We start from the raw sequence: 17,560 nt of genomic DNA, 5'->3' as shown, positions 1-17,560 counted from the left end.
CTGCCGCCCGCCGAGGGCGACTCGCTACCGTGACACGGGCAGTCGATCCTGGACCGCTGCCGGCACACGCCAGCTCCAGACGCCGGACGGCCGCGGGGCGACGACACGTCCGACGGTGGGATCCCGGCGTTCCTCCCCTCCGCGAGGGCGCGGCGGTCCCACCGTCTGTCGACGACGAGACCGCCGCGCCGTATCAGAACCGCCAGCTCGTCGCGCTGTGCTCGCCGTCCCGGCCGTAGGCGTAGACCGTCGCCGGGGTCATCCGATACACCTGCGCCACGTTGCCGCCCTCGCCGACGAACTCGTCGCCCCGGACCACGAAGTTCCAGCCGTACTTCGCGGCGTAGTCCCGGGCGATCCGATGCAGCAGGTCGTCCTCCGACACCCGCACGGCCTGGCCGTCGACGACCAGGTCGACGCCCTCGTCCATGCGGTTACACCCGGTCGTGAGGGTGCACCGAGGGTTCTCCGCGAGATTACGAGCCTTGCGTTCCGCCCCGCCCGTGCAGAAGTACAGCGCCTCGTCCCGCCACACCGCGATCAACGGGGTGACGTGCGGCCGCCCGTCGGGGCGCACCGTGGAGATCCAGAACACCTCCGCCGCCGCCAGCCGCTCCCGCACGTCGGACCAGGACGCCGCCGTCGCTCCGGGACTGCTGAACCCCGCGTGCAGTGTCCCGACCGGTTCCGTGTTCACCATCAGCTCTGCTCCACTCCTGTCCGCGCGGCCCCCGCCGTCGGCCGGCGGCGGGAGGTGGACCGCGCTCTCGGTAGTACTGACTTCCCCAGGGCGCCGAACTCACCGGTTCCCGTCGAAACAGTCGACGCCCTCCTCGTTCCGCTGATCGGGTTCGCCTCGATACGAGCGGCGGCGACGCACGGCAGTCGCCCGTCGCCGGCCGCCCTTCACCCGAGGCAGGGCGCGGGGGAGGGCACGGACGACGTCGACGGGGCAGCTGGTGATCACCTCACCGGAGGAGCCGGCGGCGTTGGTCGGCGAGCCGACGCCACGCGACGCCGACCAAGGAACGCGCCGCGCTGCACCCGCCGGATCGGGAGTGGCTCGCCGCGTCGCCGTTCCATCTGGTCGCCACGGCCGACGCCGCCCGGCGCTGCGACGTCTCCCCGAAGGGCGACCCGCCGGGCCGCACCCTCGTACTGGACGACACGACGATCGCCGTTCCGGACCGGCCGGGCAACCGGCGTGTCGACGGCTTCCGCAACGTGCCGGCCGATCCGCACGTCGGGCTGATCCACAGGGTGCCGGGCCGCGGTGACACCCTGCGGATCAACGGCCGGGCGAGGCGGTGAGCGACGCGCCGCTCCTCGACGAGATGATCGTCAAAGGCCACCGGCCCCGCGTCGCGATGATCGTCAAGATCGACGAGGTGTTCCACCACCGCTCGAAGGCGTTCCTGCGTTCGGCGCTGCGGAATCCCGAGACCTGGCATCCCGACGCGGTGCCCTCCCGTCCCCGCATCGCCAAGGGGCTGTACCGCCCCGAACCCGATCCTGCCGAGCTGGAGGCCCACTACAGGCCCGCCTACGCCGAGACGCGCCACTGACGGCACGCCGCCGGACCGCGGTCGTCCGACACGACGTCTCGCGGCGCTCAGTACGCCCGGTCGGCGTCCGGTCCCAGCTCCGTACGGCCCTGCGGGACCGGCGGAAACGGCCACCGGGGCTCGTGTCTGGCCGCCTCGCCGCCGGATCCGGTCGCCGACACGATCACGCGCGAGCCACGGGGAACCAGCACCCCGGCGCCGGGGTGCTGACGGACCACCGTGCCGCTCAGCTCCTCCAACGGCTCCGGGTCATCGCCGGGCGCGGTCACCCGCAGCCCCAGCTGCGCGCCGATCCGACCGGCCTCGCCCGAGGTCAGTCCCAGCAGGTCGGGCACCGCGACGGACTCCCACCGTCGCGCCGCGTGCTCGTCCTCAAGGCTCCCCACGATCCGACGGTAACACCGTCCCAGGCATCGGGCAGCCGCATCTCCAGGCCGCATCCCAAGTCGATGACCAGCGATTTCTCCCGGTATCCACGCAGAGCGCCCCAGCTGGTGACGCCGCGACGGCGAGCGGAAACCCGTCGCTGGGCCGCGCGTGTCCCCGCTACGGTCGGCACCGTGCGCAGACGAGCTCCGTACGCCGATCCCGGCGAGCCAGACATCCGAGGCCCGGGCCGATACCTGGCGTGGCTGGTCGTCCGCCAGTCACGTCGCGCCCTGGCCGCGACCCTGCTCGGCACGACCTGGATGGTCGGTCTGATGCTGCCGCCCTACCTGCTCTCCCGCGCCGTCGACGACGGACTGCGAGCCGGCGACCTCGGCGTCCTGGCGTGGTGGACGTCGGGCATCCTCGGGCTCACCCTTGTCAACGCGCTGGTCGGCACGGCACGTCACCGCACCATGACGTTCCTGCGTACCGACGCCTCGCTGCGCACCGTGCAGCTCGTCACCCGCCACACGACCCGACTGGGCCACACCCTGGCGCGCCGGGTGGGCACCGGCGAGGTCGTCACCATCGGCGCCACCGACATCAGCCACCTCGCGACGGCGTTGACCTGCGTCGGCCCCGGCGCGGGCGCCGTGATCGCCTACGGCCTGGTGACCGTGCTGCTGCTGTCGATCTCCCCGGTGCTCGCCGCCGTGATCCTGCTCGGTGTTCCCCTGCTGTGCGTCGTCATCGGCCCGCTCGTGGGCAGGCTTCAGGGCGCCGAGACCCGTTACCGCGACCGGCAGGGCGCCCTGACGGCACGTGCGGGCGACATCGTCGCGGGCCTTCGGGTGCTCTGCGGGATCGGCGGCAAGGAACAGTTCGCGGCCCGCTACCGCTCCGCCTCCCAAGAGCTGCGTGCCGAGGGTTACCGCGTCGGGGCCGTCACCAGCTGGATCGAGGCCGTCACGGCCGGCGTGCCGGTGCTGTTCATCGCGGCGGTCACCTGGATCGCCGCGCGGATGGCCTCGACAGGGCAGATCACGGTGGGCGAGCTGATCGCGGTCTACGGCTATGTCGCCGCCCTGATCGTCCCGGTGTTCTTCCTGATCGAAAGCATCGACCAGATCGCCAAGGGACTGGTCGCCGCCCGTCGTGTCGTGAACGTCCTGCGGCTCGCCCCGAGTGTGCGGGAACACCCCCGGCCCACCGTGTTCCCCGACCGGCCCGCCGCCCTGCACGACCCGACCTCGGGGGTCACCGTCGAGCCGGGCGTCGTGACGGCGCTGGTCACCGTCCGCACCGCCGAGGCCGAGTCGATCCTGCGACGGCTGGCCCGACACGTGGACTCCGACGCGGCCTGGGGCGGCATCCGACTCGACCGGCTGCCGTTGACCGAGACCCGCCGCCGCGTCCTGCTGGCCGACGCCGACGCCTACCTCTTCGCGGGCTCACTCCGTGACACACTGGCCACGGGTGAGGACCGGTCGGACGCCGAGATCCTCGCCGCACTGCACACCGCCGCCGCCGAGGACGTCCACACCGGCCTGCCCGAGGGACTGGACTCCCCGATCCGAGCACAGGGCCGCGACCTGTCCGGCGGCCAACGTCAACGGCTCCGCCTGGCACGCGCGGTGCTCGCCGACCCCGACACCCTGCTGCTCGTCGAGCCCACCTCCTCGGTCGACGCCCACACCGAGAACGCGATCGCCCGCAGACTGTTCGCCGCACGCCGGGGACGGACCACCGTCGTGGTGACCACCTCCCCGCTGATCCTGGAACACGCCGATCACGTCGTCCTGCTCCTCGACGGGCGCGTGCACGCCGAAGGCGGCCACGCCGAACTGCTCGCCGGACAGCCCGCATACCGGGCGCTGACCGGCCGCGACCCGGTGGCCGACGACGACGATTCCCGCGGGCGCTCGGACCGCACCGGGCGACGAGACTCGGCGGGCGATCCACCCCCGGACACGGTCGGCTCGGACGATGCGATCCCGGTCGACTCGGCCCGCTCCGGCACCGCTGCCGACGAGGAGGCACTCCGATGAGCGGTCCCGCCGACGATCGGCGGCTTCCCGTCGCCGACGCCCGAGGCGTCCGGCGCGCGACCTGGGAGCTGCTGCGTCATGACCGTCGCGCACTGGCGCTGGTCGTCACGCTGACCGTCCTGGCCGCCGCGGCGGGCCTGGCCGCGCCCCGGCTGCTCGGCGAGATCGTCGACCAGGTCGAGGCAGGCGCGGGCACCGGCGTGCTCGACGCCCTGGCCGCGGCGCTCGTCGCCTTCGCCGCCGCCCAGTTCCTCCTCGGCCGCTTCGCGTACTACGCGGCCCACCGCTTCGCCGAGCGTGCCCTGGCCCGACTGCGGGAACGGTTCGTGGACCGAACACTGGCGCTGCCGACGTCCGTCGTGGAACACGCCGGATCGGGTGACCTGATGACCCGAAGCTCCTCCGACGTCGCCACCGTCGGCACCACCCTGCGCGACGCCGGACCCGACCTGTTCCTGGCCGGTGTGCAGACGCTGCTCATCCTCGGCGCGATCACCCTGGTGGACCCGCTGTTCGGCCTGTGCGCGCTGGTCGGCGCACCGTCGATCTGGGCGGCGACGCGGTGGTATCTGCGGCGGGCCCGCTCGGCCTACCTCGCCGACGGCCACGCCAACTCGGCGGTCTCGGAGAGCCTCGCGGCCACCGCCGACGGTGCCGGGACCGTGGAGTCGCTGGGCCTGCACGGCAGGCGGATCGCCGAGGGCGACCGCCGAGTGGCCGACTCCTACGACGCCCGGCGACGCACGTTGCGACTACGCACCGTCCTGTACCCCGTCCTGGAATTCTCCTACGGACTGCCATTGGCGATGATCCTGCTGGTCGGCGGCGTGCGGTATCTCGACGGCGCGATCGGCGTCGGCACCGTCGTCACCGCGAGCCTCTACGTGCTCCAGCTGACCGACCCCCTCGACCGAGTGTTGACCTACCTGGAACAGCTGCAGCGCAGCAACGCCTCGCTCGCCCGCATCGAGGGCGTCGGACTGATCACCGACGCCGCCGACGCCCCCTCCGGCGAGACGCCGGTCGACGACCGCATCGAGGTGGTCGACGTCAGCCATTCCTATGTGGAGGGGCGGAACGTCCTGATCGACGTCACCCTGTCCGTGCGACCGGGGGAGCGGCTGGCCCTCGTCGGCCCGTCCGGCGCGGGGAAGTCCACCCTCGGACGGCTGCTGGCGGGCATCGACGCACCGAGCACGGGGAACATCACCGTCGGCGGCGTCGCCGTCGCACGACTGGGCGCCGCGGAGCTGCGTCGCCGCGTCGTCCTGGTCACGCAGGAACACCATGTCTTCCTCGGCACCCTGCGCGACAATCTGAGCCTCGCCGCGCCCGAGGCGAGCGACACGCGGCTGCGGGCCGCGCTGGACGCGGTGGACGCGCACTGGGTCGACGAGCTGCCCGACGGACTGGACACCCGCCTGGACACGCCGGGCGCCGCGCTCGACGCGGCCCGATCACAGCAGATCGCCCTGGCCAGGGTCGTCCTGGCCGATCCGCGCACCGTCATCCTGGACGAGGCCACCGCCCTGCTCGATCCGTCGACCGCCCGCCAGGCGGAGCGTTCGCTGGCCGCCGTGCTGGCGGGCCGCACCGTCATCGCCATCGCCCACCGCCTGCACACCGCGCACGACGCCGATCGCGTCGCCGTCCTGGAAGGCGGGCGGATCACCGAACTGGGCAGCCACGACGACCTTCTCGACGCGGGCGGGCCGTATGCCGCGCTCTGGCGGTCCTGGCACGGTCCGGCGGCGCGGCGAGCCGCGACGGCAGGCAGGCCCGACGACCACGGGCGGAACTCATGAAGGTCGCCGCCCGTCGACACCACACCGCGACGGGCGGCACCGCGAACCGGACCAGACGACCGATGAGCGGCCGAGCGTGGGCCGCACCGCCGGGGACGCGCCGGGGCAGGGCCACGCCGTCCTCGTGGACACGCCACCGGCATGCCGAACTCACCACGCACCCGATCGACGCGGACAGGCCCGATCGGCTTGACCTCCACACGGCTGGAGGTTGCACGATCGATGCTCCGCCGACGTCGCGTCGACAGCACCGAAGGAGCCGTCTCATGCCGCCCATCGTGATCAATCCGGCCGCCCTGCACGATCCCGTTCCCTACGGCTACAGCCATCTGGTGGACACCGGGGCCGCCGGGCTGATCGTCGTCGCGGGTCAGTACGCGGCCGACGCCGACGGCCGTCTCCTCTCCACGGACTTCGACACCCAGGTCGAACGCTCCTTCGACAATCTCGGAACCGCGTTGGCCGCGGTCGGGCTCGGTTTCGGCGACGTGGTCCGCCTGGGCACCTACATCGTGGGTCACGACGCGGCCCGACTCGCCGGACTGTGCGCGGTCGTCGACCGCATCTGGGGCGACCGGCCACCCGCGCAGACCCTGCTCGGCGTCGCGGGCCTCGCGCTGCCGGGGATGCTCTTCGAGGTGGACGCGCTCGCCGTGCGCGGCTGATCGCGACCCGCCCGCCCGGTGCGAGGAACGGCCGCCGGCGAGCCCGGCCCGCCCTCGTCCCGCGACGTGCCCGTCGAGCATCCCGGGACGATGCACACCCGTCATTCACGGACCGCGTGGGTGTGCAGGCCGTCCAGGACGAACCCGGTGTGCCTGCGCCACACGGCGTTGGCGGCCGTGCCCTCGGCGGCGCCGCCCGGCACGGCGGAGAGCCGCACCACCCGGCCGAGAGCCAGGATCAGCAGGCCCACGTCGACGGCGGAGACATCCAGCCGCAGAGTGCCCTGCCGATGGGCGCGGGCGACCAGACCGTCCAGCATTCCGCGCAGCGTCATGAGACAGTTCACCAGAATCGGCGGGGCGCCGCGCGGCTCCGACAAGCCGTCCAGGACGGCCCGATGTCGGGCCATGACGGCCAGGGTCTGCTCGATGATCAACGTCAGACCGAACCAGGCGTCCTCCGTGGCCACCGCGACGGCCGCGGCCTCCGACCACTCGGTGAGGTCCTTCTCCAACGTCGCCGCCACCAGGTCGTCCTTGGTGGGGAAGTGCCGGTAGAGGGTCGCGATGCCGACACCCGCCCGCCGGGCGACCTCCCGCACGTCGACCGCGAGACCGCGAGCGGCGAAGGCCTCCCTGGCGGCGGTGAGTAACGCGGCGCGGTTGCGCGCGGCGTCGGACCGTCGCCGTCGTGGTGTCGCGGACATCGGCGGCACCCTACCCGATCCGGAACATCTGTTCCGGATAGACGAATCATTTTCCGGAACATCCGTTCCGGATCGACGAGGCAGACCTGACCAGCACCGATCGGCGAGAGTTCCGGCGCGCCCGGCGGTCGGGGCGCCGCGCGGGCCGGGCGAGACCGTGAGCCGCAAGCGGGCGGCCTGCGGCTCACGACGCCCTCTCGGACACGGACCGCGGTCGGGCCCGCCGCGCACCGCCCTAGGCGCGGGGTGCGAGGGCCAGACCGAGGCCGCGATCCGCTTGTCCCTCCGGTATGCGGTGACCGCCTACGGGCGCCCGGTGAACGGATCGCGTGCCCTCCGACGGGTCCACACGCTCGATCCGCACCTTCCGGTGCGTACCCCACTAATGAGTGCCTACTTGTCCGCAGGCCCGGTCCGCACGAGGCTCACAGGGCGGACGGATTCACGTCCAGAACACCCCTGACCTGTAGTGACGACTGGAGAACCCGTGCCTGAACACGTCGACTCGACGACTCGACCCGCCCCTGTCACGATCATCGGCCTCGGCGCGATGGGCACCGCGCTGGCCGCCGCGTTCCTGGCCGCAGGCCACCCGACGACGGTGTGGAACCGCTCACCCGCCAAGGTCGAGGCCCTCGTCGCGCGCGGCGCACTCCGGGCCGGCTCGGCGGCCGACGCCGTCGCGGCCTCCGAACTGGTGATCGCCTGCGTCCTGGACTACCCGGCCCTGCACGAGATCCTCGACGACGCGGCCACCGACACCCTCGCGGGCCGCACCCTGGTCAACCTCACCAACGGCCTGCCCACCCAAGCCCGCGACACCGCCGCCTGGGCGGCGAAGCACGACATCGCCTACCTCGACGGCGGGATCATGGCCGTACCACCGATGGTGGCCACCCCGGCGGCGTTCCTGCTCTACAGCGGTCCGCGGGACGTCCTGGCGGCCCACCGCGCCACGCTCGGCGTCCTCGGCGAGGTGCATCACCTGGGCGAGGACCCGGGCTCGGCGGCTCTCCACGACCTCGCCCTGCTCACCGGCATGTACGGCATGTTCGCGGGCATCCTCCAGGCCTTCGCCCTCGTCGACTCCGAGGGCGTCTCGGCGGCGAGCCTCGCCCCGCTGCTGAGCCGGTGGCTCACCGACATGGCGAGCAGCGTGGACTTCTACGCGCACAAGATCGACAGCGGCGACCACGACAGCGACGTCGTCAGCCCCCTGGCCATGCAGGCCACCGGCCTCGCCAACCTCGCCCAGGCGGGCCGTGACCAAGGCGTCGACGTGGAACTCCTCGCCCCGCTGTACGACCTCATGCGGCGCCGGGTCGCCGACGGCCACGGCCAGGGCGACGTCTCCGGGCTGTTCGAGCTGATCAAGCGAGGCAGCGCGACAGGCTGAGCGAACACGGCACGGCTCGTCCCCGTCCGCCCTCGCGACTTCGGCCGAGGGCGGACGGACACCGCCCGCACTCGACCGACACAGGCCCACCCGCCGGTCCCGACGCCACCCCGAACGGCCCGACTACTGTCGAGGCATGGACGCGCTGACCGACCTCCTGCGCGGCGTCCGAGCCGACGGAGCACTGTTCCACCGAACGACTCTCACCGCGCCCTGGTCGCTGCGATTCGCCGACGGTGCCGCCCTGACCCTGTGCACGATGGCGCATGGCGACGGCTGGATCATCCCCTCCGACGGAGCACCCCTGCCGTTACGCCACGGCGACACCGCCGTCATCCTCGGCCCGAAGCCGTTCCGCGTCGTCGACGAGCTTCCCGACTCCGACGGACCGTGCCAGACGCCGCACACCAGGTCCACGGACGGCCTCGACGCCGCAGGCGACCCCGCACCCGCCGGCCCCGCCACCCTGATCGTCGGCGCGTACCGGGCAGGCGCGGACGTCGGACGGCGACTCCCCGACGCACTGCCACCGGTGTTGACCGTCCCCGGGGACGAGGCGTGCGACGCCGTCCTGGACTACCTCGCCGCCGAAGTCGCCGCCCACGGCACTGACCGTCAGATCGTGCTGGACCGCCTCCTGGACTGGCTGCTCGCCTGCACCCTCCACGCCTGGTTCAGCCGCCCCGAGGCTCATCTACCAGCCTGGTACCACGCACTCGGCGATCCCGTGGTCGGCACCGTGCTGCGTGCCGTCCACGCCGAGCCTGCTCGCCACTGGACCGTCGCCACGATGGCCGCGGAGGCAGCCGTGTCCCGTGCCGCCTTCGCCAGAAGATTCACCGCCCTGGTCGGCGAACCACCGTCGACCTACCTGACCACGTGGCGGATGGCCCTGGCCGCCGAGCTGCTCGCCACACCCGAGCTCACCATCGCCGCCGTGGCACGGCGAGTCGGCTACACCGACCCCTTCGCCTTCAGCACGGCGTTCACCCGTGTCCGAGGTATCACGCCCAGCGCCTATCGCGCCGGTCACCGCGACTCGGCACCCGAACCCCGCTGCCAAGAAGCCGCCACGGGGGAGCAGGCGTGCGACCGGACCTGTCCGGCGACCGTGCCCTAGTCGCCGCCGCCGTCGGGAGACGAACACCCATGCCGCCGAGAGTCTCGCCCATGGCCGTCGAGCCTCCTACGTCGCAGGCTCGGGACATGACACACGACCCCGTCCTGGTGATCGGCGGAACCGGCAAGACCGGCCGACGAGTGACCGCCCGGCTCCAGGCGAACGGCACTCCCGTCCGCGTCGCGTCGAGATCCGGCGCGACGCGTTTCGACTGGCTCGACGAGACGACCTGGAACGCCGCGCTCACCGGCGTGGCCGCCGCCTACATCGTCCCCCTGGACAGCGCGAACCGCACCGGTGCTCTGGTGCGCCGTGCCGTCGACCTCGGCGTGACCCGCCTCGTGCTGCTCTCCAGCCGGGGAGTCGACACCGTCGGCTACTTCGGAACCGAGGACCTCGCGGGCGAAGGACATCTCGCGGGAGAGGCGGCGCTGCGTGCCTCTTCCGCCGACTGGACGATCCTGCGCCCCGGCTGGTTCGCACAGAACTTCAGCGCCGAACCCTTCCTGAGCCCGATCCTGCGGGGAGAGCTCAGACTGCCCACCGCCGACGGGGCCGCGACGTTCATCGACGTCGAGGACATCGCCGAGATCGCCGTCGCCGCCCTCACCACCGACGACCGCACCCACATCGGACAGACCTACGAACTGTCAGGTCCTCGTCCGCTGACCATCGCCGAGGCGTTGGCCGAGATCAGCGCGGTCACCGGCCACCAGGCCCGTCACGTCCCGGTGACCGTGGAGAACTTCATCGCCGAACTCGTCGAGCAGGGCGCCCCCGCCGCCGAGGCCGAGATCTGGGCCTCCGCCCTGCTGCCCATCCGCGACGGGTTGGAAGCCCGTGTCTCCGACGGTGTCCGTCGAGCGCTCGGGCGGGAACCGCGCGACTTCACCGACTACGTCACCGCCGCGGCCGCGGCAGGCGCCTGGCGCGCGAGCGAGAAGGACCCCGGCTGACCTCGGCACGTCGGGCACGGTGCCGAGGGAGACCGGGGCCGTGCCCGACGGCCACGTCCCGCCTGCACGCCCCCGACGCGGACATGCGGATGCCGATGAGCGGCTGCGACGTGTCCACCCTGGTCGTCCTCGTGTACGGCGACGAGCCACCGCCCGCTCTCACACTGGTCACACACGCCACGCCGCCGGTCCCCGACCTCGGCGCGGTGTGTATGACCGGAGTCCCTCCGCCGCGGCGTCACCACACGCTCCGCGAGATCGGCAGCGCCCCTCCGCTCGTCGGCTCGAGTGGCGGCATCGTGGCGATCGCCGCCTGATCATCCCCGTGCGGGGCGGTAGTCGACCGCCGTCGACCCGAACAGCAGATCGTCGGCCCACTCGCCCGCAGCCACGTGTTGGCCCGGCGCACCCCCGCCGCGGCGGGATCCCAGACGCTCGAGCAGCCGCGCGGAGTCGATGTTCCGGGGATCGCACTCCGCCGACACCCGGCGCGGACCGCGGAGGACGAACAGGTGTTCCAGAATCAGACCGACGGCCTTGGTGACTTGGCCGCGGCCGTGGAACGCCGAGGCCAAGGTGAAGCCGGTCTCGGCCTGGCATCCGGTCATCGTGCGGGTTCACCCCGACGTCGCCGATCAGGACGCCGCCCAGCGCGACGGCGTACCCCGCCCACCCGAGACCGGGCATGCTCGACCATCGCCGCGCTCAGGCCCTTGGCCCGCCTTGCACGTCGCGGGGACACGTCGGTCGACGGCGGCGAGGAACGCCCCGTAGAACAGGCGGCGGCGTAGGCGACGCCGCCAGAGGTCCCAGTTCGGTAAGCCGCCGCGGCAACGTGGTCCCGCAGGACCGACTCGGCGTGGTCGAGTTCGCGGGCGAACTCGACGGCGACCTCCCAGCCGCCACCGCCGACCGCCTGCCCGCCGACACCCGCGCCTTCGCCCCGTGCCGATCGACCAGCGGACCCGTCAGGACACCGGCGGGAGCCCCGCCGACGCGGCCGCAACGCCGCGCCCACGGCCGCACCGGATCGGCGACCGCCAGAAAGCACGGAATGGTGAACGGAAGAAACAGGCCGCTGCCCAGACCGTCCACCCCCGCCGTGATCACCAGCTCGCCCCAGCCCCGCATCCGGGAAAACCCGAAACGCCCCACCCACGGGCGAGCAGCGCCGCTGAGAACAACCACGAGAAGAAACCCCCTGGCAACGATAACGAGAAGAAGAGATCCACCGCTATCATGGCCCGAAGAAACCATCCACCATCGAAAGGGAACCACGATTCCGGAAACCGGCGAGGACACCGGAGAATTCGATGTCGTGATCAACGACGAAGAGCAGTACGTCCTCGGGTTCGCCTCGACGCCCGCGAACACCCGGGGGATGACCAGTCGGGTCGCGTCCAGAGTCGCGCGGTCGGTCGCCGGCGTGCTTCGTCTCCGCTGCCGCCCGCGATGAAGTCGACGACCTCCGGCGGCAGCAGCACCGCCGCGATGCGCCACAGGTCTGCCGGATCCGCGGCCCGTTCGGCGTGTCTCGCCGCCCGGAGTCCTCGGAAGTGGATGACGGGGAGCGCGGCGGGATGTCCGCCGTCGTCGCGCCGGGCGTGGACGGTGCGACGGGGGAGAGGTTCGCCGCAGCTGCCCGGGCGAGTGCCGCCGTCCGGCGTCGAGCCGTCGGACATGCCGAGATTCGGCGTTTCCCCATGGACGGTCCAACACGCCGTCGGGCGTGCGACGTCTCCCTGTCAGGCCGCACGGGCCGGGAACCCGCTCCCGGGCGCATCGCCGCAGACAACGGGCACAATAGTGGCGCAGACAATTCACAAACCGTTCAACCTTTAGCCAGAGTCGTTACAGCCACCACGAGAGTGCGCATGCGACTACTGCATTCGGAGTGACGCGTCGATCGAAATCGATTCGACCGAAGAGGACTCTCCCGACGATCGACCTACCGCGATGCCGACCGGGGAGCTCGGTCAAGCCGCACCGCCGCCAGCCGACGATGACACCCTGAACAGCGCAACGGTCGACCGACACCAGAGTGGCGCCGACACGGGGGAGAGCGGCGCGGACGGACGGAAGACGACCGACCCCGAGACCATCACGTGCCGTGGCGATCCGCCTTCCCACACACCGCGCCGTTCGCGCGAGAACCATCCCTCGCGCCAACCGAACCACGGTATAGCGAGTCGATCACCAGACCATCGCCGAATCCTCGAGCCGACGCCTCACAGCGGACGAGCCTGAATGGCACGGCCAGGAGTCCGGGCGTCGCACCGAGGCACGACAATCCCGCCGCCGCGAGAACCAACTTCCTCACGCGAACGACGCGACGTCAAGGGCTTCTCGTCTCGCTTCCCGGTGCGCGGAGATCGGTTGGACCGACGAGGAGCGAGCCGCGTACCCCGATTCGTCCGCCACAGAGCATGCGCCATGCCAAGGCGCCGACGTCGAGGACAGTCGCCCGGCCGCCCGAGCACGACGACGTTCGAGGCCGACCGCGCGGCGCACGACGACCCGTCGCGCACTCAACGGTCTCACCGACGCCGCACGCGGAGAGACGCGAGCCGAGCGGGACCGCCGCCGCGGTGACGATCGCCGGCCGTCGCCGAGTTCGGGGGGAGAACGCCCCGAACTCCTACTTAACATAATGTACATTATCGGCCGTTTGGCGCGCCGCTGGTCAGCGGCCGATCGGGGCGGAAACCACGGTCGTCGACGATGCCGCGTGGCAGTCTTTCCGGCCGAGTGGTCCGTACGGGTGCGGGCTCCATCGCGAGGGAGGGACATGTGGACGTCGCACTGCGCGCGGTCTCCGAGGACGACGCCGAGTGGTACGTCGAACAGGTGCACGACCCGGAGATCCTGCGGTTCACGATCGAGCGCGCGTCGCTGACGGTCGAGGAGTTCCACGCGGCACTGGCCCGGCAGCGGCAGGACGACGACGCGATGGGACACCTGGTCGTCGATCCGACCACCGGGACACGCCTGGCCTCGGTCGCCGCGGTCCGTCATGGCGACGAGGCGGCGGTGAGCTACTGGGTCGCCCACGCCGCTCGCGGGCGCGGCGTGGCAGGCCGCGCACTGCGCGAGCTGTGCGACCGCGTTCTCGAGGCATGGCCGGTGAGCACCATCCGACTGTTCACCCACGTCGACAACCACGCATCGCAACGCACGGCGGAGAAGGCAGGCTTCCGCCGTGTCGACGGGCCTGACGAACCCCGCATGGTGGGCGGCCGACGATGGCTGGTCCGGTGGTATCGCCGCGACCGTTGAGCGCCGCCCTCATGACCTGGTGTCCCCTTCCTCGAGATCCGCACTCGGGCTGCCTGTCGACGGGCACCGGGGCGATCACAGGGCGAATCGGCGACGAGGTGGTCCGGCGCGCCCTACGCCGTGGATTCGTCACGGTGACGTATCAAGCACGCCGAGGACGCCGGTTCGACGACTCGACCGGCGAACCGCCAGCCGGCCACCTCAGCGGTCGCTGCCCGCGCAGACCTGCGACCGCGGACCGCAGACGGCCGGACTCGGCCGCTGTCGCCCCAGGACGAGCCGCTTGTCGAACCGACGGAAGACGCACCCTGGACAGGCGGCAGGGATCTCACGCTCGGACGGCGCGCCCTGCACTCGTCGACTCCCCGCGTTCCGGCGTCACTCGTCGCACGCCTGCCAGAGCGATGTTTCATGCATAATCGCCATTATGCATCATTGATCTTGATGTGCCGGCGCAGGCGCTTGGTCTGATCGGTATTCGGGGTCAAGTCCGGTGCTCGATATACCAGGCAGTGTCGAGATCGACGTACCGGCGACAAGTCCGCACCTACGACGACCACACCGTGACGCTGTACGACGTCATCCCCTGGGGCACCCGGGGCGACAGCGGTCTCGGCGGAACCGGCTCCGCTCCCCTACTGACGTCGAACCGGCCGAGGCGCCGCCGCGCCGCCGGTTCCACGACGGGGCGGGCGCGACCGCGGAAACCGCGCCGATCCGCGTCCGAAGCGGCGCCTCGAAGGGTCAGTGGTCGAGAATCTCGGCAAGGTTGATCTGCACGTGGTCGTCGGTGGACTCCGCGCGGTCGGCCGCCTCCCTTGTCGCCTGTTGCAGTGCGTCGAACTCCTTCGGCCCCAGGACGTGGCCGACCACTGCCCCGGTCTCGGTGTCCTCGATCATGAGGGACACCAGACCGAACTCACTGTCCGGTGTGATCCACATTTTCGCCTGCATGGCTGCCACGGTACGCGCTCCGACCAGTCCGTCGGGGATACGCGACCGCCGTTCGGCCTAGCGAGTGATCATCCGGAGCGGCCGACCACTGATCCTCTCCGGACCCCGCGTCACTACTGTCGGCGTGCACGAACAGGCCCCGGCGGTGTACAAGATCGGCATGCGGTTGATCGAAGCCCAGGACGGATTCTTCCTCGCGCGGCGCCCCCGCAAGGACTCCCCTCACACCACGGCGGCGTATCGCCGTGACCTGGCAGGCGTGACGGCGTTGCTGGCGGCCGACCTGGGGTGCGCCGCAGGCGATCTCGACTTGTCGGCGGTGACGTCGACATCGCTGCGATCGGCGTTCGGCGCCTTCGCCGACACTCATGCGAAGAGCTCGGTGCTGCGAGCCTGGTCGACGTGGAATCAGTTCCTGACCTTCTGTGTGGCCGAGGAGCTGGTGGCGGGCAACCCGATGGCGGCGGTGGCCCGGCCGAGGACCCCGCCGTTGACGCCGAAGCCGCTGCGAGGGGAGCAGACGCCGGAGGACCTGCTGACGGCGACGGCCGGCGGCGGTGGCCATGGCCGTGATCCGTGGCCGGAGCGGGACGTGCTCGTGCTGGCGCTCGGTCTGATCACCGGGCTGCGGTCGACGGAGATGCGGGAGTTGACCCTGGGTTCGCTCGTCGGCAGGCCCGGCGAGCGTCGACTGCACGTGCGAGGCAAAGGCAGCCGGGAGCGGTCGATTCCCATCGAGGAGCCGATGGAGCGGATCGTGGCCGACTACCTGGCGTCGTGCAGGCGGCGTTTTCCCCGCGCACCGAAGGGCACGTCGGCGCCGTTGCTGCTGGACCGGCATGGCGAGGCCATCGGGCGTGGTGGCCTGGAGTATCTGGTGCGGTCCTGCTTTCGCTCATCCGGGGTGCATGATCGGGTTCCCGCCGGGGCGAGCCTGCATGCGTTGCGGCATACCTTCGCCACCCGGTTGGCCGAGGACGGCGCGAACGCCTCGGAGATCATGGCGTTGCTGGGTCATGCGAGTCTGGCGACGAGCCAGAACTACATCGAGGCCACCGGGCGGGAGCAGCGGGCCGCGGCGGCGGTGAATCGGACATATCAGGCGTTGGCTCGGCTCGTCGAGCGGGAACGGGGCTGAGGCCGCCCTGCGACAGGGCTCGATGTCGGTCGATCGACTGTCGGCGGGGAACCCGGTGATCGCCTGCCACGCCGGAAAGGCCGGTCACGGAGGATTCGATCCCGCCAGCAGCTCCGACATGTCAGCGTTCGGGACCCGTCGACTCCGATGGTGATGGCGGGCTGCTCCGGCGAGACCACGCCGAGCCGTCGGGAACGCAGCCGGCCGAGTCCCCGACGGTGTCGCGCTGCCCGGACGAGACCATGCCCGGCCGGTATCCGGCCGCCGGTGACACGGCGGCCCCTGCCACGACGGCGGAGGACCGGCCGCCGGATACTCGCGGCGGCGGGTCGATGGCGGTGCCGCAGTACGACGTCGGGATCGGCCGACGCTACGGCGGGCGACGTGGCGGTGTCCTCGGACGCGGCCGAGGCGGTGGAGTTCCTCGCCGGGGAGATCCTGGCGTGCCGCCGCGTGTGATCGCCTTCCGCCAGGTGTGCTGGTCAGGTGGTGCTGCTCGCCGAGCTGTCGGCCGCCGACGGCTTCGTCGTGGATCACGAGTTCGGTCCGGGTGGCGGCTCCGAAGAGCCGGCGGTGACCTGGCAGGTCGGGAGATGCCCGCCGATGGGGCGTGGGCGGGACTGGCGGCGCTGGCGCGGGAACCGATGGTGTCGGTGTTCCCTTATCACGATCTTCCCGGCGCTGAGGCGGACGAGTCGGCGACGACGCGGGGTCTGTGTGTTCACAGGCCCGGCCGCCGTCCTGGGGTGGTGCGTCGGTGTCGGTGAGCGGGGGTTCAGTGTGGGTGTGGTCCTGCCGGTTGTCCTGCCAGCGCGCCTGCCCAGACGCCGGGGTTCTCCACCATGGCGTGGGGGAAGCCGTCGGGACAGATCACGGCGGCGGTGTGGCCGACGGCGGTGTGCACAGGGCGGGCTGCGACGCGGCCGCCGAGTTCGACGGCGCGTTGCAGGGATTCGGTGAGGTTCGGGCTGGCGAGGTGGCAGATCCAGCCTGCGGTGTGGTCGGCGGCCGCGGCGGTTCGTCGGCCTGCGATGGCGCGGCCCTCGATTTGATAGACGGCCGTGCCGGGTTCCGGGTTCGGGCGGAACTCCCAGCCCGCGTGGGTGGTCCAGTAGGTGTCGGAGCCAGGTGGGTCGGCGGTGACCAGTTCGGTCCAGCAGGGTTCACCTTCGCGGGGCTCGGGTGCCCAGGGGCCGTGGGTGACGCGGCCGGTGTCCAGGATGGCGTGCAGTCCCCCGCCGACGTCGGTGAGGGCGCGAGGGCCTCGGCGGCGGCCGCCGCCGAAGACGACGTGCCAGCCGGGGGTCTCGCCGGGTTCCGGGCGGCGGATGTGGGCGGTGCGCCGTTCGCCGACCCAACAGCTGAAGCGGTCGTCGGCTTGAGCGAGGACGACCCACTGGTGCAGGTTCGCGTGGAACTCCACGGATCTGACGGGGTCTGGGGTCAGCAGTTCGAGGCGGCGGACGCCCCGTACGGCGGAATTCACGCGGACGTTCTCCTGGGGCATGTCGGGCGGCCTGCGGGCGACGGACCGGTAGATTCTGACAGAGGCGAAAATCGA

General features: G+C 71.8%; 17 protein-coding genes. 11 read left to right on the top strand and 6 right to left on the bottom strand.

Annotation, left to right across the window (positions count from 1 at the left end; genetic code table 11):
• Positions 1-193: 193 nt before the first annotated feature.
• A complete protein-coding gene (locus AHOG_RS14045; protein ID WP_093941755.1) occupies positions 194-700 on the bottom strand; it encodes a pyridoxamine 5'-phosphate oxidase family protein in 507 nt (168 codons plus the stop codon).
• 338 nt (positions 701-1,038) lie between these two features.
• Here AHOG_RS14045 and AHOG_RS30335 point away from each other — a divergent pair, with 338 nt between their 5' ends.
• A complete protein-coding gene (locus AHOG_RS30335; protein WP_311770197.1) occupies positions 1,039-1,311 on the top strand; it encodes a pyridoxamine 5'-phosphate oxidase family protein in 273 nt (90 codons plus the stop codon).
• A complete protein-coding gene (locus AHOG_RS30330; protein ID WP_311770194.1) occupies positions 1,308-1,565 on the top strand; it encodes a hypothetical protein in 258 nt (85 codons plus the stop codon). The genes AHOG_RS30335 and AHOG_RS30330 overlap by 4 nt, the downstream gene beginning before the upstream one ends.
• Positions 1,566-1,612: 47 nt before the next feature.
• Here the strand turns inward: AHOG_RS30330 and AHOG_RS14035 are convergent, their stop codons facing one another.
• Complete coding sequence (locus AHOG_RS14035; RefSeq protein ID WP_157736812.1) at positions 1,613-1,951, bottom strand: PASTA domain-containing protein; 339 nt, start codon at positions 1,949-1,951, stop codon at positions 1,613-1,615.
• Positions 1,952-2,125: 174 nt separating this feature from the next.
• Here AHOG_RS14035 and AHOG_RS14030 point away from each other — a divergent pair, with 174 nt between their 5' ends.
• The 3 genes from AHOG_RS14030 to AHOG_RS14020 all read left to right on the top strand — a co-directional run bounded on the left by AHOG_RS14030 (position 2,126) and on the right by AHOG_RS14020 (position 6,452).
• The gene (locus AHOG_RS14030) at positions 2,126-3,982 is read left to right on the top strand and encodes an ABC transporter ATP-binding protein (RefSeq protein WP_245856776.1); all 1,857 of its coding nucleotides are present in this window, start codon (positions 2,126-2,128) and stop codon (positions 3,980-3,982) included.
• The gene (locus AHOG_RS14025) at positions 3,979-5,787 is read left to right on the top strand and encodes an ABC transporter ATP-binding protein (RefSeq protein ID WP_093941752.1); all 1,809 of its coding nucleotides are present in this window, start codon (positions 3,979-3,981) and stop codon (positions 5,785-5,787) included. Before AHOG_RS14030 ends, AHOG_RS14025 begins: the two co-directional genes overlap by 4 nt.
• A gap of 266 nt (positions 5,788-6,053) precedes the next feature.
• Complete coding sequence (locus AHOG_RS14020; protein ID WP_093941751.1) at positions 6,054-6,452, top strand: RidA family protein; 399 nt, start codon at positions 6,054-6,056, stop codon at positions 6,450-6,452.
• 101 nt (positions 6,453-6,553) lie between these two features.
• Here the strand turns inward: AHOG_RS14020 and AHOG_RS14015 are convergent, their stop codons facing one another.
• The gene (locus tag AHOG_RS14015) at positions 6,554-7,159 is read right to left on the bottom strand and encodes a TetR/AcrR family transcriptional regulator (RefSeq protein ID WP_093941750.1); all 606 of its coding nucleotides are present in this window, start codon (positions 7,157-7,159) and stop codon (positions 6,554-6,556) included.
• Between the two features lie 487 nt (positions 7,160-7,646).
• Here AHOG_RS14015 and AHOG_RS14010 point away from each other — a divergent pair, with 487 nt between their 5' ends.
• From AHOG_RS14010 to AHOG_RS13995, 4 genes are all read left to right on the top strand, one after another.
• Positions 7,647-8,555 carry an NAD(P)-dependent oxidoreductase gene (locus tag AHOG_RS14010; RefSeq protein WP_245856773.1) on the top strand — a complete coding sequence of 303 codons (909 nt, stop codon included), beginning with the start codon at positions 7,647-7,649 and terminating at the stop codon, positions 8,553-8,555.
• Positions 8,556-8,691: 136 nt separating this feature from the next.
• On the top strand, positions 8,692-9,675 hold the full coding sequence (locus tag AHOG_RS14005) for an AraC family transcriptional regulator (RefSeq protein WP_093941749.1): 984 nt from the start codon (positions 8,692-8,694) through the stop codon (positions 9,673-9,675).
• A gap of 86 nt (positions 9,676-9,761) precedes the next feature.
• Positions 9,762-10,631: an NAD(P)H-binding protein gene (locus AHOG_RS14000; RefSeq protein WP_093941748.1), complete on the top strand. Its 870-nt coding sequence runs from the start codon at positions 9,762-9,764 to the stop codon at positions 10,629-10,631.
• A gap of 95 nt (positions 10,632-10,726) precedes the next feature.
• Positions 10,727-10,948, top strand: a complete 222-nt coding sequence (locus tag AHOG_RS13995; RefSeq protein WP_157736811.1) for a hypothetical protein — start codon at positions 10,727-10,729, stop codon at positions 10,946-10,948.
• On the opposite strand, the gene AHOG_RS13990 is transcribed toward AHOG_RS13995, so the two are convergent.
• Complete coding sequence (locus AHOG_RS13990; protein ID WP_093941746.1) at positions 10,949-11,239, bottom strand: GNAT family N-acetyltransferase; 291 nt, start codon at positions 11,237-11,239, stop codon at positions 10,949-10,951.
• A 2,182-nt stretch (positions 11,240-13,421) separates the two neighbouring features.
• Between AHOG_RS13990 and AHOG_RS13980 the strand changes: the two genes are divergently transcribed.
• The gene (locus AHOG_RS13980; protein ID WP_157736810.1) at positions 13,422-13,907 is read left to right on the top strand and encodes a GNAT family N-acetyltransferase; all 486 of its coding nucleotides are present in this window, start codon (positions 13,422-13,424) and stop codon (positions 13,905-13,907) included.
• Positions 13,908-14,651: 744 nt separating this feature from the next.
• Here AHOG_RS13980 and AHOG_RS13975 read toward each other — a convergent pair.
• Positions 14,652-14,861: a hypothetical protein gene (locus AHOG_RS13975; RefSeq protein ID WP_093941743.1), complete on the bottom strand. Its 210-nt coding sequence runs from the start codon at positions 14,859-14,861 to the stop codon at positions 14,652-14,654.
• A gap of 160 nt (positions 14,862-15,021) precedes the next feature.
• Here AHOG_RS13975 and AHOG_RS13970 point away from each other — a divergent pair, with 160 nt between their 5' ends.
• Positions 15,022-15,999, top strand: coding sequence for a tyrosine-type recombinase/integrase (locus AHOG_RS13970; protein ID WP_093944452.1), 978 nt, complete (start codon positions 15,022-15,024; stop codon positions 15,997-15,999).
• A 775-nt stretch (positions 16,000-16,774) separates the two neighbouring features.
• Here AHOG_RS13970 and AHOG_RS13965 read toward each other — a convergent pair.
• Positions 16,775-17,485, bottom strand: a complete 711-nt coding sequence (locus tag AHOG_RS13965) for a VOC family protein (protein ID WP_157736809.1) — start codon at positions 17,483-17,485, stop codon at positions 16,775-16,777.
• Positions 17,486-17,560 lie beyond the last annotated feature (75 nt).

The organism is Actinoalloteichus hoggarensis, assembly GCF_002234535.1.
Lineage (GTDB): Bacteria > Actinomycetota > Actinomycetes > Mycobacteriales > Pseudonocardiaceae > Actinoalloteichus_A > Actinoalloteichus_A hoggarensis.
Note: the sequence above shows the minus strand (reverse complement) of the source record. Positions and strands in the feature narration are given on the sequence as shown.